This window comes from Massilia sp. LC238, from assembly GCF_000735635.1.
Classification (GTDB): Bacteria; Pseudomonadota; Gammaproteobacteria; order Burkholderiales; family Burkholderiaceae_D; genus Telluria; species Telluria varians.
This window is the reverse complement of the sequence record NZ_JNNN01000030.1, coordinates 230,194-252,582: the sequence shown is the minus strand read 5'-3', so window position 1 is coordinate 252,582 and position 22,389 is coordinate 230,194. Positions and strand designations below refer to the sequence as shown.

Genomic DNA, 22,389 nt, shown 5'->3' with positions numbered 1-22,389 from the left:
AAACATGACTCGTTCATTGAAAAAAGGGCCGTTCATTGACGCCCACCTGGTGAAGAAAGTCGAAGCCGCGCAAGCGACCAAAGACAAGAAACCAGTCAAAACCTGGTCGCGCCGCTCGACGATCACCCCGGACTTCATCGGTCTGACCATCGCTGTGCACAACGGCAAGGTCCACGTGCCGGTGTACGTGTCGGAGAACATGGTCGGCCACAAGCTCGGCGAATTCGCGCTGACCCGTACGTTCAAGGGCCACGCTGCTGACAAGAAGGCGAAACGATAATGGAAACTAAAGCAATCCTCAAAGGCGTTCGCCTGTCGGAACAGAAGGGCCGCCTGGTTGCGGACCTGATCCGCGGCAAGAAAGTTGACGCAGCACTCAACATTCTGCAGTTCAGCCCGAAGAAGGGCGCGACCATCATCAAGAAGGTTCTGGAGTCGGCAATCGCCAACGCGGAACACAACGATGGCGCCGACATCGACGAACTGAAGGTCGTGCAGATCTACGTTGAAAAGGGCCCGATCCTGAAGCGCTTCACCGCACGTGCGAAGGGCCGCGGCGATCGCATTTCGAAACAATCCTGTCACATCTACGTGACTGTCGGTAACTAAGGGGTCACACGATGGGTCAGAAAATCCACCCAACCGGCTTCCGCCTGGCGGTCACCCGTAACTGGGCGTCGCGCTGGTATGCTGGCAACGGCAACTTCGCCGAAATGCTGAAGGAAGACCTGGAAGCTCGCGCTTTCCTGAAGAAGAAGCTGAAGAACGCTTCGGTCGGCCGTATCGTCATCGAGCGTCCTGCCAAGAACGCTCGCTTCACGATCTACTCGTCGCGTCCTGGCGTCGTGATCGGCAAGAAGGGCGAAGACATCGAAGTGCTGAAGTCGTCGCTGACGAAGATCATGGGCGTGCCCGTGCACGTCAACATCGAAGAGATCCGCAAGCCCGAGATCGATTCGCAGCTGATCGCCGACTCGATCGCCCAGCAGCTCGAAAAGCGCATCATGTTCCGTCGCGCCATGAAGCGCGCGATGCAGAACGCCATGCGTCTGGGCGCCGTCGGCATCAAGATCATGTCGTCGGGCCGTCTGAACGGCATCGAAATCGCACGTACCGAATGGTACCGCGAAGGCCGTGTGCCTCTGCACACCCTGCGCGCCGATATCGACTACGGCACCAGCGAAGCATCGACCACCTACGGCATCATCGGCGTCAAGGTGTGGGTCTACAAGGGCGATCGTTCGGCAACGGGCGAAGCACCTGTGATCGACGTCCCGGCCGACGAGAAGAAGCCACGCGGCCCGCGCCGCGATGATGGCAAGCCTGCCGGCCGTGGCCGTCCGGGCGCCAAGCCAGGTACCGCACCAGCAGGCCGCCGCGCTGCCAAGCCGGCTGCTGAGAAAGCAGGAGAATAAGCATGCTGCAGCCAAACCGCAGAAAGTATCGTAAAGAGCAGAAGGGCCGTAACACCGGCATTTCGCACACCCGCGGCACCTCGGTGTCGTTCGGTGAGTTCGGCCTGAAGGCAGTCGCCCGCGGCCGTATCACCGCACGCCAGATCGAAGCTGCACGTCGTGCGATGACCCGTCACATCAAGCGCGGCGGCCGTATCTGGATCCGTATCTTCCCGGACAAGCCGATCTCGAACAAGCCGGCCGAAGTCCGTATGGGTAACGGTAAGGGTAACCCGGAGTACTACGTCGCTGAAATCCAGCCAGGCAAAGTCCTGTACGAGATGGACGGCGTTGCTGAAGAACTGGCGCGCGAAGCGTTCCGCCTGGCCGCTGCCAAACTGCCGCTGGCGACCACTTTCGTGGTCCGTCAAGTCGGCCAATAACAGGAGTTGAATATGAAAGCATCGGAACTCCGCGGCAAGGACCAGGAAGCGCTGCAGAAGGAGCTGAATGAGCTGCTGAAGGCCCAGTTCGGCCTGCGCATGCAAATCGCTACCCAGCAGCTGGGCAATACCGCGCAGCTCAAGAAAGTACGTCGCGACATCGCGCGTGTGAAGACTGTGATGAACTCGAAGGAAGCCAAATGAACGACACCACTAAAACGGCGCTGAAGCGTACGCTGGTCGGCAAGGTCGTGTCCGACAAGATGGACAAGACGGTGACCGTCCTGATCGAGCGTCACGTGAAGCACCCGCTGTACGGCAAGATCATCGTGCGTTCGAACAAGTATCACGCGCACGACGAGACCAACCAGGTCAAGACCGGCGACACGGTCGAGATCACGGAAGGTCGCCCGATCTCGAAGACGAAGGCCTGGACCGTGACCCGTGTTGTGCAGCAAGCACAGGTCATCTAAAGCCTAAAAATTTGTCTTGCGTGGCCCGCTGGTATCTGTGATACTAGCGGGCTTCGTTCATGTGTTGCCGCAGTATTCCTCCGCGGTTCTGCGGCCTGTAACGAATGGAAAGTCCATCACCCAAACATGGGGCTCCAGCAGGGGCGTCATGGCGGGACCAAGACTGACCGCAGGCCCACGGTTTCCGTGGGGTTTTCTACGGCTTAAGTTGGGAAAGAAAATATCATGATTCAAACCGAAAGCCGGCTCGAAGTAGCCGACAACACCGGTGCCAAGGAAGTTCTGTGCATCAAGGTGTTGGGCGGCTCGAAGCGCCGTTATGCGAGCATTGGCGACATCATCAAGGTCACCGTCAAGGTGGCTGCGCCGCGTGGTCGCGTCAAGAAGGGCGAAATTTACAACGCCGTGGTTGTGCGTACCGCTAAAGGTGTGCGCCGCCAGGACGGTTCCCTGGTCAAGTTCGACGGCAATGCCGCTGTCCTGCTGAACGCCAAGCTGGAGCCGATCGGCACCCGTATCTTTGGACCGGTCACGCGTGAACTGCGTACCGAGAAGTTCATGAAGATCGTGTCGCTGGCACCTGAAGTTCTGTAAGGAATCGACATGGATAAAATTCGTAAAAACGACGAAGTCATCGTTCTGGCCGGCAAGGACAAGGGCAAGCGTGGCGTCGTTCAGAAGCGTGTAGACGCTGAGCACGTCATCGTTGAAGGCGTCAACGTCGCTAAGAAAGCGACCAAGCCGAACCCGATGACCGGTGTTACTGGTGGTATCGTCGACAAGACTATGCCGATTCACGTGTCGAACGTCGCGCTGTTCAACGCTGCGACCGGCAAGGCAGATCGCGTTGGCTTCAAAGATGTGGACGGCAAGAAAGTCCGCGTCTTCAAGTCGAACGGCGAAGTAGTGAAGGGGTAAGATAAATGGCCCGTCTCCAACAAATTTACAAAGACAAAGTCGTCGCCGAACTGACCGAGAAATTCGGTTACAAGTCGATCATGGAAGTCCCGCGCCTGACCAAGATCACCCTGAACATGGGTCTGTCGGAAGCAGTCGCCGACAAGAAGGTCATCGAGCACGCCACTGGCGACCTGACCAAGATCGCCGGCCAGAAGCCGGTCGTCACCAAGGCACGCAAGGCAATCGCAGGCTTCAAGATCCGCGAAGGCTACCCGATCGGCACGATGGTCACCCTGCGTGGCAATCGCATGTACGAATTCCTGGACCGCTTCATCACCGTGGCCCTGCCGCGCGTGCGTGACTTCCGTGGTGTGAACGGCAAATCCTTCGATGGCCGTGGCAACTACAACATCGGCGTCAAAGAGCAGATCATCTTCCCGGAAATCGATTACGACAAGATCGATGCGCTGCGTGGCATGAACATCTCGATCACCACCACCGCTAAGACCGACGAAGAAGCCAAAGCGCTGCTCGCCGCCTTCAAATTCCCGTTCAGGAACTAAGAGCATGGCAAAACTTGCACTGATTAACCGCGAACAGAAGCGTGCAGACCTGGTGGAGAAATTCGCCGCAAAGCGTGCAGCTCTGAAAGCAATCATCGACGACCAGTCGAAGTCGGAAGAAGAACGTTACGAAGCACGCCTGAAGCTGCAGGCCCTGCCGCGTAACTCGGCGCCGACCCGCCAGCGTAACCGCTGCGCCATGACCGGCCGTCCACGTGGCACCTTCCGTAAATTCGGTCTGGCCCGTACCAAACTCCGCGAATTCGCCATGAAAGGCGAAATCCCGGGTATGACCAAAGCTAGCTGGTAATAGGAGAGATAAGCAATGAGTATGAGCGATCCTATCGCCGATATGCTGACCCGCATCCGCAACGCACAGACCGTTTCGAAGACCACCGTCAACATGCCGTCGTCGAAAGTCAAAGTTGCGATCGCCAACGTCCTGAAGGACGAGGGTTACATCGAAGATTTCGCCGTGACCACCGAAGGTGGCAAGGCTGAACTGAAAATCGGTTTGAAGTATTACACCGGCCGTCCGGTCATCGAGCGCATCGAGCGCGTGTCCCGTCCTGGCCTGCGCGTCTACAAGGGCAAGAACGAAATCCCGTCGGTCATGAATGGCCTGGGCGTGGCAATCGTCTCGACCCCGCAAGGCGTGATGACCGATCGCAAGGCACGTGCTACCGGCGTCGGTGGCGAAGTGCTGTGCTACGTGGCTTAAGGAGTAGACATGTCTCGAGTAGCTAAGATGCCAATCGCCGTCCCGGCAGGTGCCGAAGTCGCAATCAATGCGTCGTCGATCACCGTCAAGGGTCCGCTCGGCACCCTGACCCAGTCGCTGAACGGCCTGGTCAAAGTGGAAAACAACAACGGCACGCTGACTTTCGACGTGGTGGACGATTCCCGTGAATCGAACGCCATGTCGGGCACCCTGCGCGCCCTGGTCAACAACATGGTTACCGGCGTCACCAAGGGCTTCGAGAAGAAGCTGAACCTGGTGGGCGTGGGCTACAAGGCAGCTGTGCAGGGCAACGCCCTGAACCTGTCGCTGGGCTTCTCGCACCCGGTGCTGCACGCGATGCCGGAAGGCGTCACCGCGGTCACCCCGACCCCGACCGAAATCGTGATCAAGGGTATCGATCGCCAGAAGGTCGGCCAGACGGCCGCTGAAGTGCGCGCTTACCGCTCGCCTGAGCCTTACAAGGGCAAGGGTGTCCGTTATTCGGACGAAGTGGTGAAGCTTAAAGAAACCAAGAAGAAATAATCGGAGCTGACATGGACAAGAAACAATCGCGTCTGCGTCGCGGACGTCAAACCCGCATCAAGATCGCCCAGCTGGGCGTGAACCGTCTGTCGGTTCACCGCACCAACCTGCACATCTATGCGAACCTGATCAGCCCGGACGCTAAGGTGCTGGTGTCGGCCTCGACGCTGGAAGCTGAAGTGCGTGCTGAACTGGCTGGCAAGACTGGCGCCGGCGGCAACGCTGCCGCTGCTGCCCTGGTCGGCAAGCGCGTCGCAGAAAAAGCACTGAAAGCAGGAATCACCGAAGTCGCATTCGACCGTTCGGGTTTCCGTTACCACGGCCGTGTGAAGGCGCTGGCAGAAGCCGCGCGTGAAGCCGGTCTGAAGTTCTAAGGAAGAATCGTCATGGCAAAAATGCAAGCGAAAATGGCAAGCGACAAGCCGGATGATGGCATGCGCGAGAAAATGATCGCGATCAACCGCGTCACCAAGGTGGTGAAGGGTGGTCGTATCATGGGTTTTGCAGCGCTGACCGTTGTCGGTGACGGCGATGGCCGCATCGGCATGGGCAAGGGCAAGTCGAAGGAAGTTCCTGTCGGCGTGCAAAAAGCGATGGAAGAAGCCCGCCGCAACCTGATCAAGGTGCCCCTCAAGAACGGTACGCTGCACCACACCGTTACCGGTCGTCACGGCGCATCGCGCGTCATGATGTCGCCGGCCAAGCCGGGTACCGGCGTGATCGCTGGTGGCGCAATGCGCGCTATCTTCGAGGTGATGGGCGTGACCGACGTGGTCGCCAAGTCGACTGGTTCGTCGAACCCGTACAACCTGGTTCGCGCGACCCTCGACGGTCTGTCGAAAATGAGCACTGCTTCCGATATCGCTGCCAAGCGCGGCAAGTCGGTTGAAGACATCCTGGGTTAAGGGGAACACACATGGCAAACACTGTCAAAGTCAAGCTCGTCAAGGGCCTGATCGGTACCCGTCAGGATCACCGTGCTACCGTGCGCGGCCTGGGTCTGCGTCGTGTCAACTCGGTCTCCGAGCTGCAGGACACCCCAGCTGTGCGTGGCATGATCAACAAAGTCGCGTACCTCGTTAAAGTTGTTTCGTAAGCCGCGGCTTACGTACGGAGAAATCAATGGAACTCAATACCATTCAACCAGCTGACGGCGCCAAGCACGCGAAGCGCCGCGTTGGCCGCGGTATCGGCTCGGGCCTGGGCAAGACTGCCGGCCGCGGTCACAAGGGTCAGAAATCGCGTTCGGGCGGCTTCCACAAAGTCGGCTTCGAAGGCGGTCAGATGCCTCTGCAGCGCCGTCTGCCGAAGCGCGGCTTCAAGTCGCTGAACGCAACCTTCAAGGCTGAAGTTCGTCTGTCGGACCTGAACAACCTGGCCGTCGGCGAGATCGACATCCTGGTGCTCAAGCAAGCAGGCATCCTGCCGGTGGTGGCACGCGACGTGCGCGTCATCCTGTCGGGCGAGATCACCAAAGCGGTGACCCTCAAGGGCCTGAAGGCAACTGCCGGCGCACGCGCCGCGATCGAAGCAGCTGGCGGTTCGGTCGCTTAATTGCGGCCCTGCCTGATCGGAGCAAAAATTGGCGACTAATTCACAACTTGGTAAAAGCGCCGCTTCCGGCTTCCCCTGGGGTCGGCTGTGGTTTTTGCTTGGCGCATTGGTCGTGTACCGCATCGGTGCTCACATCCCGGTCCCCGGGATTGACCCGGTGCAGCTGGCAGCGCTGTTCAAGCAGAACGAAGGCGGCATCCTGGGCATGTTCAACATGTTCTCGGGTGGCGCCCTGTCCCGCTTTACCGTGTTCGCCCTCGGCATCATGCCTTACATTTCGGCTTCGATCATCATGCAGCTTGCATCGATCGTCTCGCCGCAACTCGAGGCGCTGAAGAAAGAGGGCGAAGCCGGCCGCCGCAAGATCACCCAGTACACCCGTTACTTCACGGTGGCACTGGCACTGTTCCAGGCGTTCGGCATCGCGGTCGCGCTCGAAGCGCAGCCTGGTCTCGTGCTCGATCCGGGCATGGGCTTCCGCTTCGTCACGGTGGTGACGCTCCTGACCGGCACCATGTTCCTCATGTGGCTGGGCGAGCAGATCACCGAGCGTGGTCTTGGCAACGGTATTTCGATCATCATTTTTGCCGGTATCGCAGCAGGTCTGCCGTCGGCCCTGGGTGGCCTGTTCACCCTGGTTTCGAACGGTTCGATCAGCAGCATCGCCGCGATCATCATCGTGGTTCTGGTGGTGGCCGTGACGTATGCCGTCGTGTTCGTGGAACGCGGGCAGCGCAAGATCCTGGTCAATTACGCTAAACGCCAGGTCGGCAACAAGATCTACGGTGGCCAAACCAGCCACCTGCCCTTGAAGCTGAACATGGCCGGCGTGATCCCGCCGATCTTCGCCTCCTCGATCATCCTGTTCCCGGCGACGATCGTCGACTGGTACACGCGAGGCAAGGACGCCAGCGGCCCGTTCATCGGGTTCCTGAAAGACCTGGCTGCTTCGCTGGCTACCGGTGAGCCGATCCACGCGTTGCTGTATGCGGTGGCGATTGTGTTCTTCTGCTTCTTCTACACGGCGCTGGTATTTAACAGCAAGGAAACGGCGGACAACTTGAAGAAGAGCGGCGCGTTTGTTCCGGGCATCCGTCCGGGCGAGCAGACTGCACGCTACATCGACAAGATCCTGATGCGCCTGACCCTGGCCGGTGCGGTCTATATCACCCTGGTGTGCCTGGTGCCGGAGTTCATGACCTCGCATTGGAAAGTTCCTTTCTACTTCGGTGGCACGTCGCTCCTCATCGTTGTTGTGGTGACGATGGACTTCATGGCACAAGTGCAGAACTACGTCATGTCGCAACAGTATGACTCTTTGTTGCGGAAGGCGAATTTCAAGGGCGGAATTCCGTCGCGTTAAGCGAGGAAGGCATAGACCGAATGGCAAAAGACGACGTCATCCAAATGCAAGGGGAGATTCTGGAGAATCTCCCGAACGCAACATTTCGCGTGAAGCTGGAAAACGGGCACGTGGTTCTGGGACATATCTCGGGTAAAATGCGCATGAATTACATCCGCATTCTCCCGGGTGACAAGGTAACGGTGGAACTGACTCCGTATGACCTGTCCCGGGCCCGCATTGTGTTCCGCACCAAGTAAAAATCATTAAAGTAAACGAACCGAAGAGAGTGCAAAATGAAAGTTAACGCTTCAGTCAAGCGGATCTGCCGCAACTGCAAGATCATCAAGCGCAAGGGCGTGGTCCGTGTGATCTGCGTCGAGCCGCGTCACAAGCAGCGTCAAGGTTAATTTCGAGGAATAACGAATGGCACGTATTGCAGGGGTTAACATCCCAAATCATCAGCACACCGTGATCGGCCTGACGGCTATCTACGGTATTGGCCGCCCACGTTCGCAGAAGATCTGCGACGCAACCGGCATCGCTACCAACAAGAAGGTCAAGGACCTCGACGATAACGAACTCGAGAAGCTGCGCGACGAAGTTGCGAAGTTTGTCGTGGAAGGCGACCTGCGCCGCGAACTGTCCATGAACATCAAGCGTCTGATGGACCTGGGCTGCTACCGCGGCATGCGTCACCGCAAGGGCCTGCCAGTGCGCGGTCAGCGTACCCGCACCAATGCTCGTACCCGCAAGGGCCCGCGCAAGGCAGCTCAATCGCTCAAGAAATAATCTAGGAACCGACCATGGCCAAGCAACAGAGCAGCGCAGCCGCAGCAGCAGCCCGCGCACGCAAGAAAGTCAAGAAGAACGTCGCCGAGGGCATCGCCCACGTGCACGCGTCCTTCAACAACACCATCATCACGATCACCGACCGTCAGGGCAACGCTCTGTCGTGGGCAACTTCCGGCGGCGCCGGCTTCAAGGGTTCGCGCAAATCGACCCCGTTCGCAGCGCAGGTTGCTGCCGAAGCCGCAGGCAAGGTCGCTCAGGAATCGGGCGTGAAGAACCTGGAAGTGCGCATCAAGGGCCCAGGCCCTGGCCGTGAGTCGGCTGTGCGTGCACTGAACAACCTGGGCATCAAGATCACCGAAATCCAGGACGTGACCCCGGTTCCGCACAACGGCTGCCGTCCGCCGAAGCGTCGTCGTATCTAATACGACAATGCTGAGGTGACAGCAGGGCGGTCTTTGGACCGTCCTGCGTCGCGAAAAGCCAACGACGGGGCCTTGCGCCCCGTTGTGTTTTACCAGATTGACCGGCGCAGTGCCCTGAAAATGGGTTATACTGCCCGGCTCCTGTCGTCTGCCGTTTTCACGGTGGGCGGTTTTTCAAGCCACGTCCGCTCTCATCGAGAAGTGGACTAGCGCCTGCCGCATCGCTCGCGATGCCTCCGGGGCGTGATTATTATTTTAAGGATTCAACGTGGCACGTTATATCGGACCAAAAGCAAAACTGTCGCGCCGTGAAGGCACCGACCTGTTCCTGAAGAGCGCACGCCGCTCGCTCGACTCGAAGTGCAAACTGGACGTCAAGCCAGGCCAGCACGGCGTCAAGTCGGGTGCCCGCACCTCGGACTACGGCAACCAGCTGCGTGAGAAGCAGAAGGTCAAGCGTATCTACGGCGTGCTCGAGCGCCAGTTCCGCCGCTACTTCGCAGAAGCATCGCGCCGCAAGGGCAACACCGGTGAGACCCTGCTGAAGCTGCTGGAATCGCGCCTGGACAACGTCTGCTACCGCATGGGCTTCGGCTCGACCCGCGCTGAAGCGCGCCAGCTGGTGAGCCACAAGGCCTTCACCGTCAACGGTAACGTCGTGAACATCGCTTCGTACCAGGTCAAGACCGGCGACGTGATCGCTGTGCGCGAAAAGGCCAAGAAGCAAGTGCGTATCGCTGAAGCCCTGTCGCTGGCCGAGCAAGTCGGCTTCCCGAGCTGGGTGTCGGTCGATGCCAAGAAGTTCGAAGGCACCTTCCGTTCGTTCCCGGAGCGTAACGAGATCGCTGCTGACGTCAACGAAGCGCTGATCGTCGAACTGTATTCGCGTTAATGACGACTGGGGACGGCTTGCCGTCCCCTTGTCGCCAAACCCCGCGCATGCGGGGGCGATGGCGGGGCAGTGCGGGCGCAGCAAGCACGGCTTGGCACCGCAGCGGATTTCGATTCCTGTCCTTCCTTCGCATCCGAATTCGTATCACCGCCTGCTCGTCGAGCAGGCGCTTTCTATTAATGCCATCAGCCTTATCGGTGTAACGAGCCGAGGGTATTGAAAAGGACATTTCATGCAAAACAGTCTGTTGAAACCACGTATCATCGATGTCGAAGCAATCGCACCTGGTCACGCGAAAGTCGTGATGGAGCCGTTCGAGCGTGGTTATGGCCACACCCTGGGCAACGCGCTGCGCCGCGTGCTGCTGTCGTCGATGATCGGCTACGCGCCGACCGAAGTGACGATCGCCGGTGTCGTGCACGAGTACTCGTCGCTGGACGGCGTGCAGGAAGACGTCGTCGACCTGCTGCTGAACCTGAAGGGCGTGGTCTTCAAGGTCCACAACCGTGATTCCGTCACCCTGACCCTGAAGAAGGAAGGCGAAGGCGCCGTGCTGGCTTCGGACATCGACCTGCCGCATGACGTGGAACTGATCAACCCGGATCACGTGATCGCTCACCTGACCGCCGGCGGCAAGCTGGACATGCAGATCAAGGTCGAGAAGGGCCGTGGCTACGTTCCTGGTAACGTGCGCCGCCTGTCGGAAGACACCAACAAGACCATCGGCCGCATCATCCTGGACGCATCGTTCTCGCCGGTCCGTCGCGTGTCTTACGCCGTGGAATCGGCCCGTGTCGAACAGCGTACCGACCTGGACAAGCTGATCATCAACATCGAAACCAACGGCGTCATCACCCCGGAAGAAGCGATCCGCCAGTCGGCACGCGTCCTGGTTGACCAGCTGAACGTGTTCGCCGCCCTGGAAGGCACCGAAGCCGCCGCCGAAGCACCGTCGCGCGCTCCGCTGGTCGATCCGATCCTGCTGCGTCCGGTGGACGACCTGGAGCTGACCGTCCGCTCGGCAAACTGCCTGAAAGCAGAAAACATCTACTACATCGGCGACCTGATCCAGCGTTCGGAAAACGAACTGCTGAAGACCCCGAACCTGGGCCGCAAGTCGCTGAACGAGATCAAGGAAGTGCTGGCATCCCGCGGCCTGACCCTGGGCATGAAGCTGGAAAACTGGCCGCCGGCTGGTCTCGAGAAGTAATTGCTGTACCTGCCCGGACAATGTTGTCCGGGCAGTTTTAAACCCCTAGAACCGGTCCGCGGTCATGCTCCGGCATGAACGATCGAAGAACTGGACATTAAACACTCGAAAGGAAGTACCATGCGTCACCGTCACGGCCTCCGTAAGCTGAACCGTACCTCGTCCCACCGCCTGGCAATGCTGCGCAACATGACCGTCTCGCTGCTGCGTCATGAAGCCATCAAGACCACCGTGCCGAAAGCCAAGGAACTGCGTCGCGTCATCGAACCGATCCTGACCCTGGGCAAGACCGACACCCTGGCCAACAAGCGCCTGGCATTCGCCCGCCTGCGCGACCGCGAAATGGTGCAGAAGCTGTTCGCTGAACTCGGCCCACGTTACGCCAACCGTAACGGCGGCTACCTGCGCATCCTGAAAATGGGTTTCCGCGTGGGCGACAACGCGCCGATGGCGTACGTCGAACTGCTGGACCGTCCGGAAGTCACCTCGGCTGAAGAAGCACCAACCGCCGAGTAATCGCTTTCCGCGACGACTAAAAAACCAGGCTCCGCGCCTGGTTTTTTTTCGCCTGCAGCATCGTGGTCCGAGCAGGGTGCGGCGGCCCGGTGTACCATGCCGGTGCGCTGAAACAACTCATCCAACACCATGTTCCATTCGCTGCACCGCTTCGCCCGCATTCTCCTTGCCTGCCTGAGCCTGTTTTCGATCTTGATGGCAGGCGCCGGGAGCGCACGCGCCGCCGACGACTTCCTCGATCCCGCGATCGCCTTCCGTTTCGAGGCGCGCATGGCCGATCCGCAAACCCTCGAAGTGCGTTACCAGATCGCCGAGGGCTACTACATGTACCGCGAGCGCTTCGCCTTCCGCGCTGCCGGAGCGAAGCTCGGCACGCCCGAGATCCCGCCCGGGAAGGTGAAGTACGACGAGACCTTCCAGAAGGATGTCGAGACCTACAAGGGCGAGCTGGTGATCCGCATTCCGGTCGAGGGCAGCGGTCCGTTCACCCTGACGGCCGCCAGCCAGGGCTGCGCCGACGCCGGCCTGTGCTATCCGCCGCAGGAGCACAGCGCGCAGCTGTCGGCGGGCGCCGGCGGCACAGCGCCGGCGTTGCCGATCGGCGCGAATGCGCCGCAGATGTCGACCGCGCCCTTGGCGCCGGCTCCCGCCATGGATGCGGCGCCGGCAACTCCTGTCCAGGCACCGCCTGCAGAAGCCGCGCCCGCAGCCGCCGCCCAGCCGTCAGACATGGCCGGTATCGCCGGCATCCTGGAGGGCGGGCGCCTGCTGGCCATCGTCCCCGCTTTCGTCCTGCTCGGCCTGGGCCTGGCCTTCACGCCCTGCGTGCTGCCGATGGTGCCGATCCTGTCCTCGATCATCGTCGGTGAAGGACGCCAGGCCGGCCGTTCGCGCGGCTTCATCCTGTCGGCGACGTACTCGCTCGGCATGGCCATCGTCTACACGCTGCTGGGCGTGGCCGCCGGCCTGGCAGGGGAGGGCCTGGCCGCCGCCCTGCAGAATCCCTGGGTGCTGGGCGCGTTTGCCCTCCTGATCGTGGCGATGGCGATGTCGATGTTCGGCTTCTACGAACTGCAGATGCCGGTCGCGCTGCAGACCCGGCTTGCCAACGCTTCCGGCCGCCAGTCGGGCGGCAAGCTTGCCGGGGTGTTCGCCATGGGCGCCATTTCGGCCCTGATCGTCGGACCCTGCGTCGCCGCGCCCCTGGCCGGCGCCCTGGTCTACATCAGCCAGACCCGCGACGTGGTGATCGGCGGCGCGGCCCTGTTCGCGATGGCGGTCGGGATGAGCATTCCGCTGCTGCTGGTGGGCGTCTCGGCCGGCTCGCTGCTGCCGCGCGCAGGCGCCTGGATGGAGTCGGTCAAGCGCCTGTTCGGCGTGCTGATGCTGGCGATGGCCCTGTGGCTGGTGTCGCCGGTGCTGCCGCCGATCGTGCAGATGCTGGGCTGGGCCGCGCTGCTGTTCGGCTATGGCTTTTATCTCTTGCGCAAGCACCGCCACTGGGCCTCGATGGCCGCGGGCGCCGCGTTTGCCGTACTGGGAGCGGTGCAGCTGGTCGGCGCCGCCACCGGCGGACGCGATGCGCTGGCGCCGCTGGCGCACCTGACCGGCGGGGCGCACCAGGGCCTGGTGTTCAAGCGCATCAAGACGGTGCAGGACCTCGACCGCGAGCTGGCCAGTGCCGGCGGCAGGACCGTGATGCTGGATTTCTATGCCGACTGGTGCGTGTCCTGCAAGGAGATGGAAAAGCTGACCTTCGTCGACCCGGCGGTGCAGGCGAAGCTGGCCAATACGATCCTGCTGCAGGTCGACGTGACCGCCAATGATGCGGAAGACAAGGCGATGCTGAAGCGCTTCAAGCTGTTCGGGCCGCCGGGGATCATCCTGTTCGGGCCGGATGGGCAGGAGATTCCCGATAGCCGGGTGATCGGCTACCAGGATGCGAAGAAGTTCTTGAATTCCCTGGCCAAGCTGCCGTGAGCTGAACAAAAAAGACGCCCGAGGGCGTCTTTTTTTACGTCGATGCAGGTGCTCAGCCGCGCATCATCTTGCCATGGCCGCCGTGGTGACGGCCGCCGCGGCGCTGCTGCTGCTCGTCGAAGACCTTGCGCTGTTCCGGGCTTAGGGCCGCGTACAGGCTGTTCAGGGCCGACAGGCGGGCTTCCATGCGCGCGGTGCGCTCCTTCTGCAGGGCGATGCGGCGTTCCAGGCGTTGCGGCGCGGTCAGGGCGGTGCGCTGTTCCTTGTTCAGGCGCTGGCCGGCGCGCTCACCCTTTTGCGGCGGCGTCATGCTGGCCACGAAGGCCTGCCACACCGGCTGCTGGGCCGGGGTCAGCTTCAGCGATTCGGCCAGCTTGGCCTGGCGGGCGGCACGCATCTCGGCGCGCTTGGCGCGGAACTCGGCCATCTTGGCCTGGCGCTGCTCCGGGCTCAAGGCGCGGAATTCGGCGCGCTTGGCCTCGCGCTGCTCCTTGCTCATGGCGTGGGCATGGCGGCCCTCGAGCGGGGCGGTGGTCTGCGCCTGGACGCCGAGCGAGGCGCCGGCGATGCCGAAGGCGGCCAGGACGATCACGATGTTTTTGCGGACGGTGTTCATGGTGTTTTCCTTTGTGTGAGAGGCAGGTTGGTGTGCATCTTCGCTTCCGGACTGCTCGCTGCACGGTTCCCATCATGGCCAACAAGTGTAACCGTGGGATTTCCCCTGTCCGATACTTTGTATCAATATGTTTCGCGCTCATCGGCATATACAAGCCGATACAAAAACGGTGTCCAAGCCTGGCTTAGATGCGGATAATTGAGGCTATGGATAATCCCTCTACGATTTTGATTGTCGACGACGACCGCGACATCCGCACCCTGCTCGCCGACTACCTGGAATCGAACGGCTACCGCACCATTTCGGCAGCCGACGGCACCGGTATGTGGAAGGCGCTCGACGACGCGCGCCCCGACCTGATCGTGCTCGACCTGAACATGCCGGGCGACGACGGCCTGACCCTGTGCCGCAAGCTGCGCGCCACCTCGAGCCTGCCGGTCATCATGCTGACCGCCCGCAACGAGCCGCTCGACCGCATCCTCGGCCTCGAGATGGGCGCCGACGACTACCTGCCGAAACCCTTCGAGCCGCGCGAGCTGCTGGCCCGCATCCGCAGCGTGCTGCGCCGTTCGCACGCGATGCCCTCGAATGCCCCGTCCGAGAACGTGCAGCAGATGCGCTTCTCCGGCTGGACCCTGGACCTGACCGCGCGCCACCTGGTCAATCCGCAGGGCGTGGTCATCATGCTGTCGGGCGCCGAGTTCCGCCTGCTGCGCGTGTTCCTGGAGCACCCCAACCGCGTGCTCAACCGCGACCAGCTGCTCAACCTGACCCAGGGCCGCGACGCCGACCCCTTCGACCGCTCGATCGACATCCAGATCAGCCGCCTGCGCCAGAAGCTGGGCGAGGATGCGCGCATGCCCCAGATCATCAAGACCGTGCGTAACGGCGGTTACGTGCTGGCCGGGCAGGTGACCGTGGAGCCGCCTGCGTGAAAGCCTTCTTCGGATCGATGACCGGACGCGTGTTCATCACGCTCCTGCTCGGTATCCTGATTTCCGCGGCGCTGACCCAGCTGGCAGCCGACCTCGAGCGCCAGCGCGTCATCGAGCAGCAGCGCGACCAGCACCTGCTCGAACGCGCCGAACAATTGGTGATGGCGACCGAAATCGTGCCGGCCTCGGCGCGCTCGGTCTACCTGTCGGTGGCGAACCGCCCGGGCCTGCGCCTGGAAGTCGGCAATGTCCAGCCGCTGGCGGCGTCGCAGAGCTGGTTCGCGCGCTCGCTGGCGGCGCGCCTGGGCGACGGCTACGGCATCAGCTCGGCGGCCAACCGGCCGGCTTCGTGCGACATGCCGCACCAGCAGGCCGTGCTCTACGGCCTGATTCGCACCCAGTGGCATGGCGCCTGCGAAACCCTGAACGTGCGCCTGCGCGACGGCGAAGAACTGCGCCTGTCGGTGCTGCCGCCGCGCTCGGCCTTCACCGGTCCCGAAACCGATTACCGCACCACCATCGGCCTGTTCCTGTTCAGCATCGCCGCGCTTGCCTACGTGGTGGCGCGCATGACCACCCGTCCGCTGAAGGTGCTGGCGCGGGCCGCCCAGGACCTGGGCCACGACATCAACCGTCCGCCGCTCTCCTTGAGCGGCGCCAGCGAGATCCGCCAGGCCAGCGCTGCCTTCAACGCCATGCAGGCGCGGATCCGCCAGTACATCTTCCAGCGTACCCAGATGCTGGCGGCGATCACGCATGACCTGCAGACGCCGCTGACCCGCATGCGCCTGCGCCTCGAAAAGGTGCAGAACGCGGAACTGCAGGAACGCCTGATCGGCGACCTGTCGGCCATGCAGGCCATGGTGCGCGAAGGCCTGGTGCTGGCGCGCAGCATGGACACCACCGAGAACATGCAGATGCTGGACCTCGACTCGCTGCTGGAAGCCGTGTGCGCCGACGCCGTCGACGCCGGACAGCAGGTGACGCTGAAGGGGCAGGCCGGCATGGCCCTGCTGGGCCGGCCGCTGGACCTGCGCCGCTGCCTCGGCAACCTGATCGACAACGCGGTGAAGTACGGCCGCGACGTGCGCGTCTGCGTCGACCGCATCAACGGCGCGGCGCGCATCCGCATCCGCGACAGCGGACCCGGCATCCCGGCGGGCGAGCTGGGCCGGGTGTTCGATCCGTTCTACCGCGTCGAAACCTCGCGTTCGCGCGAGTCGGGCGGCACCGGCCTGGGCCTGACCATCGCCCGCAACATCGCCGAACAGCATGGCGGCAGCATCGCGCTGGCCAACCATCCGGAGGGCGGCCTGGAAGTGACCCTGGTACTGCCGGAGTATTACCCGAACAAATAAGGGACAAAACCAGCGCAAGCTCGTGCTGACGACATGGCGAATACACAATCCTGAAACAAGAGCGTGCGAGAATGCAGCACCGCGACTTTTTTTTGCACGCGCGCATAACACAAGAGAAAGAGCCGCAGGGACTGGCGGCAAGGGACGAACATGAAAAAGAAGAATGCGGGATTCATCGTGGGTGTCGTGGCGCTGGCCGTCGCCGGCGCCTGGTACCTGAACAAGGGTGACGGCGCCCACGCCGACAACGGCCAGGGCGGCAAGGGCCCGGGCGCCAGGGGCGGCATGCCGCCGACCACCGTGAACGTGGTGGCGCCGCAGCGCCAGGACGTGGGCGTGGAACTGTCCGCGAACGGCACCGTGACCCCGGTGCGCACCGTCGACCTGCACCCGCAGACCACCGCCACCATCCGCCAGGTCCACATCCGCGAAGGCCAGTTCGTCAAGGAAGGCCAGGTCATGTTCTCGCTCGACGACCGCGCCGACCGCGCCAACGTCGCCCGCGCCGAGGCGCAGGTGGCGCAGAACCGCGCCACCCTGGCCGACCTGGAGCGCCAGTACAAGCGCAGCCAGGAACTCGCCGCCCAGAATTTCCTGTCCCAGAGCGCAGTCGACTCCCTGAAGAGCCAGGTCGAGGCGGCCCGGGCCCTAGTCCAGAGCAATGCCGCGGCGGCCCGTGCCAGCCAGGTCAGCGCCAGCTACACCACCATCCGCGCCCCGATGTCGGGCCGCGTCGGCGCCATCGACATCCATCCGGGCGCCCTGGTGCAGCCGTCCACGTCCCTGACGACCATCACCCAGCTCGACCCGATCGACGTTTCCTTCAACATGCCGGAGTCAAGCCTCGGCGCGCTGCTGGCGGCCCAGCGTGCCGGCAAGGTGGCGGTGCAGGCCAGCACCGGTCCCGAGGGCAAGCCGGTCACCGGCGAGCTGAAGTTCGTGGACAACGCGGTCGACCCGGCCGCCGGCACCATCCGCGTGAAGGCCCAGTTCGCCAACCCGGACTCGATGCTGTGGCCGGGCCAGTACGTGACCACCCGCGTCACCACGCAGACCATCCGCGACGCCGTCGTGATCCCGCAGAACGCCATCATCACCAGCACCCAGGGCACCTTCGTGTACGTGGTGGGTGAGGGCAATGAGGCGAAACAGGTCAAGGTGGCGCGCCTGCACGGCTTCGGCGAGTATGCTGCCGTGACTGGCCTGACCGGCAACGAGAAGGTCATCACCGAAGGCAAGCAGAACCTGCGTCCGGGCGGCAAGGTGCGCCCGGCTGGCGCCAAGTCCCAGGATGCAGCCGGCTCGAACGCAGCGATGCCGGCCGCACAGAAGGGTGACAAGGCATGAACCTGTCCGAACTGTGTATCCGCCGTCCCGTGATGGTGGTGCTGATGTCGATCAGCCTGGTGCTGGTCGGCATCCTGGCCTACATGCACATCCCGGTCGCGGCGCTGCCGAGCTATAACACACCGGTCATCAACGTCAACGCCAACCTGCCGGGCGCCAGCCCGGAGAACATGGCCTCGTCGGTCGCGCTGCCGCTGGAAAAGCAGTTCGCGACCATCGCCGGCATCAAGATGATCAGCTCGACGAACACGCAGGGCAACACCTCGCTGACGCTCGAGTTCGACGAATCGATCGACGTCAACGAAGCCGCCGTCGACGTGCAGGCCGCGCTGCTGCAGGTCCAGCGCCAGCTGCCGCAGGAGATGACCGACCTGCCGTCCTACCGCAAGATCAACCCGGCCGACTCCCCGATCCTGTTCATGCACATGACCTCGCCGTCCATGGACTTGTCGGAGCTGAACGATTACGCGGAAAACCTGGTTTCGCCGGCGATCTCGACCCTGCCTGGCATCGCCCAGGTGACGGTCAACGGCGGCAAGCGCTTCGCGGTGCGGGTGCGCGCCCAGCATGACCTGATGAGCGCCCGCAATATCTCGATGTCCGAATTGGCCACCGCGCTGCGTTCGGCCAACTCGATCACCCCGCTCGGCATCCTGGACGGCCCGACCCAGACCCTGACCATCCAGGGCGGCGGCCAGCTGATGCGCGCCGCTGACTTCGCCGGCCTGATCGTCGCCACCCGCGACGGCCTGCCGGTGCGCCTGCGCGACATCGCCCAGGTCGAGGACAGCTACCAGTCGGTCAAGGCCACCGGCAGCCTGAACGGCGAACGCTCGATCGTACTGATGGTGCAGCGCCAGCCCAACGCGAATACCGTGCAGGTGGTCGACTCGGTGCGCGCGCTGATGCCGCGTTTCGAAACCCAGCTGCCGCAGTCGATCAAGATCCACCTGGTCAACGACCGCTCGGACTCGATCCGTGAGGCGATCCACGACGTCAACCTGACCCTGGCTGGCACCGTGGTGCTGGTCATCCTGGTGATCTTCCTGTTCCTGCACCGCCTGACCGCGACCTTCATCCCGGCCGTCACCGTGCCGATCTCGCTGCTGGGCGCGCTGTCCCTGCTGTACGCCTTCGGCTACAGCCTCGACAACATCTCGCTGCTCGGCATCACGCTGGCGGTCGGCCTGGTGGTCGACGACGCCATCGTGGTGCTGGAAAACATCGTGCGCCACATGGAGATGGGCAAGAAGCCGATGCAGGCGGCCCTGATCGGCTCGCGCGAGATGGGCTTCACCATCATCTCGATCTCGATCTCGCTGGTGGCGGTGTTCATCCCGATCTTCTTCATGCCGGGCGTGATCGGCCTGCTGTTCCGCGAATTCGCCGTGATCGTCGGTCTCGCCGTGCTGGTCTCGGCCGTGGTCTCGCTGACCCTGGTGCCGATGCTGTGCTCGCGCCTGATCAAGCATGGCGGCCACGTCGATCCGAAAGACATGTCCTGGGTCGGCCGCCGCTTCGAAGCGATGTTCACCAACGTGCGCGACGGCTATGCCCGCACCCTGGACATGGCGCTGCGCCACCGCTTCCTGGTGCTGATGCTGGCGCTCGGCACCTTCGTGCTGACCGCCGTGCTGTACATGACCATGCCGAAGGGCTTCTTCCCTGAAGAAGACATCGGCCAGCTGCGCGTGACCGTCGAGGCCTCGGAAGACACCTCCTCGGTGGCCCTGCAGAAGCTGCAGGCCCAGGTGGTGGACATCGTGCGCGCCAACCCGCACGTGAAGGACGTGACCTCGTTCACCGGCGGCGGCAATACCGGCCGCATGTTCCTGGTACTGAAACCGCGCAGCGAGCGCCCGCCGATGTCGGAAGTGGTCGACGCGCTGCGCAAGGCCACCCGCCAGGTCGCCGGCGTGCAGGTGTTCATGTCGCCGGTGCAGAACCTGCAACTGGGCGGACGCCCGAGCAAGAGCCGTTACCAGTACACGCTGCAGAGCGTGTCGGGCGGCGAGATCGGCGGCTGGTCCGAGCAGTTCCTTGAGCGCATGCGCGCCGACCAGCGCTTCCGCGACGTCACCAGCGACTCGCAGAACAAGGCGCTGCAGGCCACCATCGACATCGACCGCGACAAGGCCGCGCTGCTGGGCGTGGAGATGGCCGACATCCGCACCGTGCTGTACGCTTCTTTTGGTGAGCGCCAGGTCTCGACCATCTACTCGACCGCGGCCAGCTACTATGTGATCCTGGAAGCGGCGGCTGCCGACCGCTACTACGACGAAGCGCTGTCGCGCGTCTCGGTGCGTTCCAAGAACGGCGACCTGGTCAAGCTGTCCAGCTTCGCCACCGTCAAGCGCACGGTCGGCCCGCTGGCGGTCAACCACCAGGGCCAGCTGCAGGCGATCACGCTGTCCTTCAACCTGGCCCCGGGCGTGCCGCTGGGCGACGCCACCGCCGCCATCGAGCAGATGGGCCGCGACATGAAGCTGCCGGCCTCGATCATCACCAACTACGGCGGCGACGCGGCCGTGTTCAAGGACACCCAGTCGAGCCAGCTGATCCTGATCATCACCGCCATCGGCGTGATCTACGTGCTGCTGGGCGTGCTGTACGAGAGCTACATCCATCCGCTCACCATCCTGGCCGGCCTGCCGTCCGCGGCGGTGGGGGCGCTGCTGACGCTATGGATGTTCGACATGGACCTGACCCTGATCGCGATGATTGGTATCCTGATGCTGATCGGTATCGTGAAGAAGAACGCGATCATGATGATCGACTTCGCCCTCGACGCCCAGCGCAACGGGGGCATGAAGCCGCAGGAGGCGATCCGCGAGGCCTGCATCCTGCGCTTCCGCCCGATCCTGATGACCACGCTGGCCGCGATGATGGGCGCGCTGCCGATCGCGCTGGGCATCGGCGCCGGCGCCGAGCTGCGCCAGCCGCTGGGCCTGGCCGTGGTCGGCGGCCTGATCTTCTCGCAGGTGATCACGCTCTACATCACCCCGGTGATCTACCTCTACCTCGACAAGTACAGCGGCACCGGTCCGATGACGGACCGCCAGCTGGCCAAGCTGGAAGCTGCACACTAAGGGCGCGCGGCAGGCGGAGCGATCCGCCTGCCGGTTTCCGGCGGTCTGAAACATCTCGTAACATCCTTCAAGGGATTCCCAGGGGAGTTGTGTTGCTCTTTAAGTACTTCCAAAGTGCGCGGGCGCCGCAAAACGGTTAGACTGCGGCTCTCGCAGTATTGATAGACGCCGATCAGGAACCCGTTCGACCTTGCGTGACCATTCCCACATCTACGACGAGCACAGCGACGTGTGCACGCACTGCGGCCAGCCCTTGCCGATGCAGGGCCGGCCGGTGCTCACGTATGGCCGCCAGGGACCGAACCGTCCGGCGCTGGTCGGCACGATCCTGCTGCACGTCTTGCTGGTCGTGATCTGGCTGTTCCAGCCCGACAAGGATGCGAAGCAGGCCAAGCCGGCCTCGGGCGACGAGGGCAAGGTGGTCTACGTCGCACCGATGCAACAAAAAGAGGCGGAGGCGCCGCGCCAACAGGCCCCCCAACCCTTGCCCATGCCGTCCATTCCGGTGCCGAAGCAGGAACGCATCGAGATCGCGCGCCTGCCGGACACGATCACGACCCCGCCGGAAGAGCCTGTTAAAGAAACCAAACCGCCGCAGAAGTTCGACGAGCAGAAGCCCGTCGACATGCAGGACTTCATCAATGCCAAGCGCCGCCAGCGCGGCGCCGCGACCGGCAGCGAGCAGCCATCGGCCGAGGAAAGCGAATCGGCCAAGGGCATGCGCAATGCGCTGGCCAATATCGCCGCCATCAATGGCCGCGGCCGCGAAGACCGCAACGAGAGCGGCGGCGTGTTCTCGGTGTCGAACAAGACCTTCCACAGCATGGACCTGAAGTTCCGCGGCTGGAACCCGAACTTCCAGCGCCGCTGGCTGACGCAGGTGACGGTCGAGCAGGGCAGCGAGCCCGACATCGAGATCGCCGTGGTCAAGAAGATGATCGAGCTGATCCGCCGCGAAAAGACCGGGGACTTCGAGTGGGATTCGCACCGTCTCGGACGCATCGTCAAGCTGAGTGCGCGCCCGCAGGATACCGACCAGCTGATGACCTTCCTGTTCAAGGAAATGTTCCCGGAATACAAGCCGCCACCACAGTGGCGTTGAACCCGGGCGGGGAGTTCGCATCCCGCCCTTCTTGCCTGCACGTGGGAAACTGTCTCGATCCCGCGCAATCCCTTACTGATGAGCTTGTTCTTGCCCATACGGTCCCATCGGTGGACCGTTTAGGCTGAGGTCATGCCTGTCCGATCCGGACACGCATCGTTTTGCCTGGACAAATTAAGTCCAGACATTGTTCT

Annotated in this window: 31 protein-coding genes; 30 read left to right on the top strand and 1 reads right to left on the bottom strand. The window is 62.7% G+C overall.

The window, feature by feature from the left end; all coding sequences use genetic code 11:
* The first annotated feature begins 4 nt into the window (after positions 1-4).
* The 25 genes from rpsS to dsbD all read left to right on the top strand — a co-directional run bounded on the left by rpsS (position 5) and on the right by dsbD (position 13,748).
* Positions 5-280 (top strand): 30S ribosomal protein S19, encoded by a 276-nt coding sequence (rpsS, locus tag FG94_RS07135; RefSeq protein WP_005663463.1) that lies wholly within the window; start codon positions 5-7, stop codon positions 278-280.
* Positions 277-609, top strand: a complete 333-nt coding sequence (rplV, locus tag FG94_RS07130) for a 50S ribosomal protein L22 (protein WP_171085678.1) — start codon at positions 277-279, stop codon at positions 607-609. The genes rpsS and rplV overlap by 4 nt, the downstream gene beginning before the upstream one ends.
* A gap of 11 nt (positions 610-620) precedes the next feature.
* Positions 621-1,415: a 30S ribosomal protein S3 gene (rpsC, locus tag FG94_RS07125; protein WP_036208959.1), complete on the top strand. Its 795-nt coding sequence runs from the start codon at positions 621-623 to the stop codon at positions 1,413-1,415.
* A 2-nt stretch (positions 1,416-1,417) separates the two neighbouring features.
* The gene (rplP, locus tag FG94_RS07120) at positions 1,418-1,837 is read left to right on the top strand and encodes a 50S ribosomal protein L16 (protein ID WP_027867255.1); all 420 of its coding nucleotides are present in this window, start codon (positions 1,418-1,420) and stop codon (positions 1,835-1,837) included.
* Between the two features lie 12 nt (positions 1,838-1,849).
* On the top strand, positions 1,850-2,041 hold the full coding sequence (rpmC, locus tag FG94_RS07115) for a 50S ribosomal protein L29 (protein WP_027867254.1): 192 nt from the start codon (positions 1,850-1,852) through the stop codon (positions 2,039-2,041).
* Complete coding sequence (rpsQ, locus tag FG94_RS07110) at positions 2,038-2,310, top strand: 30S ribosomal protein S17 (protein ID WP_027867253.1); 273 nt, start codon at positions 2,038-2,040, stop codon at positions 2,308-2,310. The genes rpmC and rpsQ overlap by 4 nt, the downstream gene beginning before the upstream one ends.
* A gap of 225 nt (positions 2,311-2,535) precedes the next feature.
* A complete protein-coding gene (gene rplN / locus FG94_RS07105; protein ID WP_005663451.1) occupies positions 2,536-2,904 on the top strand; it encodes a 50S ribosomal protein L14 in 369 nt (122 codons plus the stop codon).
* 9 nt (positions 2,905-2,913) lie between these two features.
* Positions 2,914-3,228 (top strand): 50S ribosomal protein L24, encoded by a 315-nt coding sequence (gene rplX / locus FG94_RS07100; protein WP_036208955.1) that lies wholly within the window; start codon positions 2,914-2,916, stop codon positions 3,226-3,228.
* Positions 3,229-3,233: 5 nt separating this feature from the next.
* Entirely contained in the window at positions 3,234-3,773 is a 540-nt protein-coding gene (gene rplE / locus FG94_RS07095) for a 50S ribosomal protein L5 (protein WP_036208953.1), read from the top strand.
* A 4-nt stretch (positions 3,774-3,777) separates the two neighbouring features.
* Positions 3,778-4,083, top strand: a complete 306-nt coding sequence (rpsN, locus tag FG94_RS07090; protein WP_005663444.1) for a 30S ribosomal protein S14 — start codon at positions 3,778-3,780, stop codon at positions 4,081-4,083.
* 15 nt (positions 4,084-4,098) lie between these two features.
* Positions 4,099-4,494, top strand: coding sequence for a 30S ribosomal protein S8 (rpsH, locus tag FG94_RS07085; protein WP_027867250.1), 396 nt, complete (start codon positions 4,099-4,101; stop codon positions 4,492-4,494).
* Between the two features lie 9 nt (positions 4,495-4,503).
* Positions 4,504-5,037: a 50S ribosomal protein L6 gene (gene rplF, locus FG94_RS07080; RefSeq protein ID WP_036208949.1), complete on the top strand. Its 534-nt coding sequence runs from the start codon at positions 4,504-4,506 to the stop codon at positions 5,035-5,037.
* 11 nt (positions 5,038-5,048) lie between these two features.
* Positions 5,049-5,411, top strand: a complete 363-nt coding sequence (gene rplR / locus FG94_RS07075; RefSeq protein WP_005663438.1) for a 50S ribosomal protein L18 — start codon at positions 5,049-5,051, stop codon at positions 5,409-5,411.
* A 12-nt stretch (positions 5,412-5,423) separates the two neighbouring features.
* On the top strand, positions 5,424-5,942 hold the full coding sequence (gene rpsE / locus FG94_RS07070) for a 30S ribosomal protein S5 (protein WP_036208946.1): 519 nt from the start codon (positions 5,424-5,426) through the stop codon (positions 5,940-5,942).
* Between the two features lie 11 nt (positions 5,943-5,953).
* Entirely contained in the window at positions 5,954-6,133 is a 180-nt protein-coding gene (rpmD, locus tag FG94_RS07065) for a 50S ribosomal protein L30 (protein WP_027867247.1), read from the top strand.
* Positions 6,134-6,159: 26 nt separating this feature from the next.
* Positions 6,160-6,591, top strand: coding sequence for a 50S ribosomal protein L15 (gene rplO / locus FG94_RS07060; RefSeq protein ID WP_036208941.1), 432 nt, complete (start codon positions 6,160-6,162; stop codon positions 6,589-6,591).
* 28 nt (positions 6,592-6,619) lie between these two features.
* The gene (secY, locus tag FG94_RS07055; protein ID WP_036208937.1) at positions 6,620-7,954 is read left to right on the top strand and encodes a preprotein translocase subunit SecY; all 1,335 of its coding nucleotides are present in this window, start codon (positions 6,620-6,622) and stop codon (positions 7,952-7,954) included.
* 20 nt (positions 7,955-7,974) lie between these two features.
* Positions 7,975-8,193, top strand: a complete 219-nt coding sequence (infA, locus tag FG94_RS07050; RefSeq protein WP_005663428.1) for a translation initiation factor IF-1 — start codon at positions 7,975-7,977, stop codon at positions 8,191-8,193.
* Between the two features lie 36 nt (positions 8,194-8,229).
* Positions 8,230-8,343, top strand: a complete 114-nt coding sequence (gene rpmJ, locus FG94_RS26485; RefSeq protein WP_005663407.1) for a 50S ribosomal protein L36 — start codon at positions 8,230-8,232, stop codon at positions 8,341-8,343.
* A 16-nt stretch (positions 8,344-8,359) separates the two neighbouring features.
* The gene (gene rpsM, locus FG94_RS07045; RefSeq protein WP_036208931.1) at positions 8,360-8,725 is read left to right on the top strand and encodes a 30S ribosomal protein S13; all 366 of its coding nucleotides are present in this window, start codon (positions 8,360-8,362) and stop codon (positions 8,723-8,725) included.
* A 14-nt stretch (positions 8,726-8,739) separates the two neighbouring features.
* A complete protein-coding gene (gene rpsK / locus FG94_RS07040; RefSeq protein ID WP_027867243.1) occupies positions 8,740-9,150 on the top strand; it encodes a 30S ribosomal protein S11 in 411 nt (136 codons plus the stop codon).
* 268 nt (positions 9,151-9,418) lie between these two features.
* Positions 9,419-10,042, top strand: coding sequence for a 30S ribosomal protein S4 (gene rpsD, locus FG94_RS07035; protein WP_027867242.1), 624 nt, complete (start codon positions 9,419-9,421; stop codon positions 10,040-10,042).
* A gap of 232 nt (positions 10,043-10,274) precedes the next feature.
* On the top strand, positions 10,275-11,252 hold the full coding sequence (locus tag FG94_RS07030) for a DNA-directed RNA polymerase subunit alpha (RefSeq protein WP_027867241.1): 978 nt from the start codon (positions 10,275-10,277) through the stop codon (positions 11,250-11,252).
* Positions 11,253-11,372: 120 nt separating this feature from the next.
* The gene (gene rplQ, locus FG94_RS07025) at positions 11,373-11,768 is read left to right on the top strand and encodes a 50S ribosomal protein L17 (protein WP_005663400.1); all 396 of its coding nucleotides are present in this window, start codon (positions 11,373-11,375) and stop codon (positions 11,766-11,768) included.
* Between the two features lie 129 nt (positions 11,769-11,897).
* On the top strand, positions 11,898-13,748 hold the full coding sequence (gene dsbD / locus FG94_RS07020; protein WP_036208926.1) for a protein-disulfide reductase DsbD: 1,851 nt from the start codon (positions 11,898-11,900) through the stop codon (positions 13,746-13,748).
* A gap of 52 nt (positions 13,749-13,800) precedes the next feature.
* On the opposite strand, the gene FG94_RS07015 is transcribed toward dsbD, so the two are convergent.
* Positions 13,801-14,364, bottom strand: coding sequence for a Spy/CpxP family protein refolding chaperone (locus FG94_RS07015; protein ID WP_036208923.1), 564 nt, complete (start codon positions 14,362-14,364; stop codon positions 13,801-13,803).
* Positions 14,365-14,570: 206 nt separating this feature from the next.
* Between FG94_RS07015 and FG94_RS07010 the strand changes: the two genes are divergently transcribed.
* The 5 genes from FG94_RS07010 (at position 14,571) to FG94_RS06990 (ending at position 22,195) form a co-directional block, all read left to right on the top strand.
* Entirely contained in the window at positions 14,571-15,299 is a 729-nt protein-coding gene (locus tag FG94_RS07010) for a response regulator (RefSeq protein ID WP_036208920.1), read from the top strand.
* The gene (locus tag FG94_RS07005) at positions 15,296-16,657 is read left to right on the top strand and encodes an ATP-binding protein (RefSeq protein WP_036208917.1); all 1,362 of its coding nucleotides are present in this window, start codon (positions 15,296-15,298) and stop codon (positions 16,655-16,657) included. Before FG94_RS07010 ends, FG94_RS07005 begins: the two co-directional genes overlap by 4 nt.
* A 150-nt stretch (positions 16,658-16,807) precedes the next feature.
* Positions 16,808-18,004, top strand: a complete 1,197-nt coding sequence (locus FG94_RS07000) for an efflux RND transporter periplasmic adaptor subunit (protein WP_036208914.1) — start codon at positions 16,808-16,810, stop codon at positions 18,002-18,004.
* Positions 18,001-21,093 (top strand): efflux RND transporter permease subunit, encoded by a 3,093-nt coding sequence (locus tag FG94_RS06995; protein ID WP_036208911.1) that lies wholly within the window; start codon positions 18,001-18,003, stop codon positions 21,091-21,093. Before FG94_RS07000 ends, FG94_RS06995 begins: the two co-directional genes overlap by 4 nt.
* Positions 21,094-21,283: 190 nt before the next feature.
* Positions 21,284-22,195: a hypothetical protein gene (locus tag FG94_RS06990; protein WP_036208908.1), complete on the top strand. Its 912-nt coding sequence runs from the start codon at positions 21,284-21,286 to the stop codon at positions 22,193-22,195.
* Positions 22,196-22,389: the final 194 nt, after the last annotated feature.

What these genes read in the sequence shown, in the direction of transcription:
- rpsS (WP_005663463.1), top strand. Translation starts at nt 5, where the DNA reads ATGACTCGTTCATTGAAAAAAGGGCCGTTCATTGACGCCCACCTGGTG.
- rpsC (WP_036208959.1), top strand. Translation starts at nt 621, where the DNA reads ATGGGTCAGAAAATCCACCCAACCGGCTTCCGCCTGGCGGTCACCCGT.
- rplP (WP_027867255.1), top strand. Translation starts at nt 1,418, where the DNA reads ATGCTGCAGCCAAACCGCAGAAAGTATCGTAAAGAGCAGAAGGGCCGT.
- rpmC (WP_027867254.1), top strand. Translation starts at nt 1,850, where the DNA reads ATGAAAGCATCGGAACTCCGCGGCAAGGACCAGGAAGCGCTGCAGAAG.
- rpsQ (WP_027867253.1), top strand. Translation starts at nt 2,038, where the DNA reads ATGAACGACACCACTAAAACGGCGCTGAAGCGTACGCTGGTCGGCAAG.
- rplN (WP_005663451.1), top strand. Translation starts at nt 2,536, where the DNA reads ATGATTCAAACCGAAAGCCGGCTCGAAGTAGCCGACAACACCGGTGCC.
- rplX (WP_036208955.1), top strand. Translation starts at nt 2,914, where the DNA reads ATGGATAAAATTCGTAAAAACGACGAAGTCATCGTTCTGGCCGGCAAG.
- rplE (WP_036208953.1), top strand. Translation starts at nt 3,234, where the DNA reads ATGGCCCGTCTCCAACAAATTTACAAAGACAAAGTCGTCGCCGAACTG.
- rpsN (WP_005663444.1), top strand. Translation starts at nt 3,778, where the DNA reads ATGGCAAAACTTGCACTGATTAACCGCGAACAGAAGCGTGCAGACCTG.
- rpsH (WP_027867250.1), top strand. Translation starts at nt 4,099, where the DNA reads ATGAGTATGAGCGATCCTATCGCCGATATGCTGACCCGCATCCGCAAC.
- rplF (WP_036208949.1), top strand. Translation starts at nt 4,504, where the DNA reads ATGTCTCGAGTAGCTAAGATGCCAATCGCCGTCCCGGCAGGTGCCGAA.
- rplR (WP_005663438.1), top strand. Translation starts at nt 5,049, where the DNA reads ATGGACAAGAAACAATCGCGTCTGCGTCGCGGACGTCAAACCCGCATC.
- rpsE (WP_036208946.1), top strand. Translation starts at nt 5,424, where the DNA reads ATGGCAAAAATGCAAGCGAAAATGGCAAGCGACAAGCCGGATGATGGC.
- rpmD (WP_027867247.1), top strand. Translation starts at nt 5,954, where the DNA reads ATGGCAAACACTGTCAAAGTCAAGCTCGTCAAGGGCCTGATCGGTACC.
- rplO (WP_036208941.1), top strand. Translation starts at nt 6,160, where the DNA reads ATGGAACTCAATACCATTCAACCAGCTGACGGCGCCAAGCACGCGAAG.
- infA (WP_005663428.1), top strand. Translation starts at nt 7,975, where the DNA reads ATGGCAAAAGACGACGTCATCCAAATGCAAGGGGAGATTCTGGAGAAT.
- rpmJ (WP_005663407.1), top strand. Translation starts at nt 8,230, where the DNA reads ATGAAAGTTAACGCTTCAGTCAAGCGGATCTGCCGCAACTGCAAGATC.
- rpsM (WP_036208931.1), top strand. Translation starts at nt 8,360, where the DNA reads ATGGCACGTATTGCAGGGGTTAACATCCCAAATCATCAGCACACCGTG.
- rpsK (WP_027867243.1), top strand. Translation starts at nt 8,740, where the DNA reads ATGGCCAAGCAACAGAGCAGCGCAGCCGCAGCAGCAGCCCGCGCACGC.
- FG94_RS07030 (WP_027867241.1), top strand. Translation starts at nt 10,275, where the DNA reads ATGCAAAACAGTCTGTTGAAACCACGTATCATCGATGTCGAAGCAATC.
- rplQ (WP_005663400.1), top strand. Translation starts at nt 11,373, where the DNA reads ATGCGTCACCGTCACGGCCTCCGTAAGCTGAACCGTACCTCGTCCCAC.
- dsbD (WP_036208926.1), top strand. Translation starts at nt 11,898, where the DNA reads ATGTTCCATTCGCTGCACCGCTTCGCCCGCATTCTCCTTGCCTGCCTG.
- FG94_RS07015 (WP_036208923.1), bottom strand. Translation starts at nt 14,364, where the DNA reads ATGAACACCGTCCGCAAAAACATCGTGATCGTCCTGGCCGCCTTCGGC.
- FG94_RS07010 (WP_036208920.1), top strand. Translation starts at nt 14,571, where the DNA reads ATGGATAATCCCTCTACGATTTTGATTGTCGACGACGACCGCGACATC.
- FG94_RS07000 (WP_036208914.1), top strand. Translation starts at nt 16,808, where the DNA reads ATGAAAAAGAAGAATGCGGGATTCATCGTGGGTGTCGTGGCGCTGGCC.
- FG94_RS06995 (WP_036208911.1), top strand. Translation starts at nt 18,001, where the DNA reads ATGAACCTGTCCGAACTGTGTATCCGCCGTCCCGTGATGGTGGTGCTG.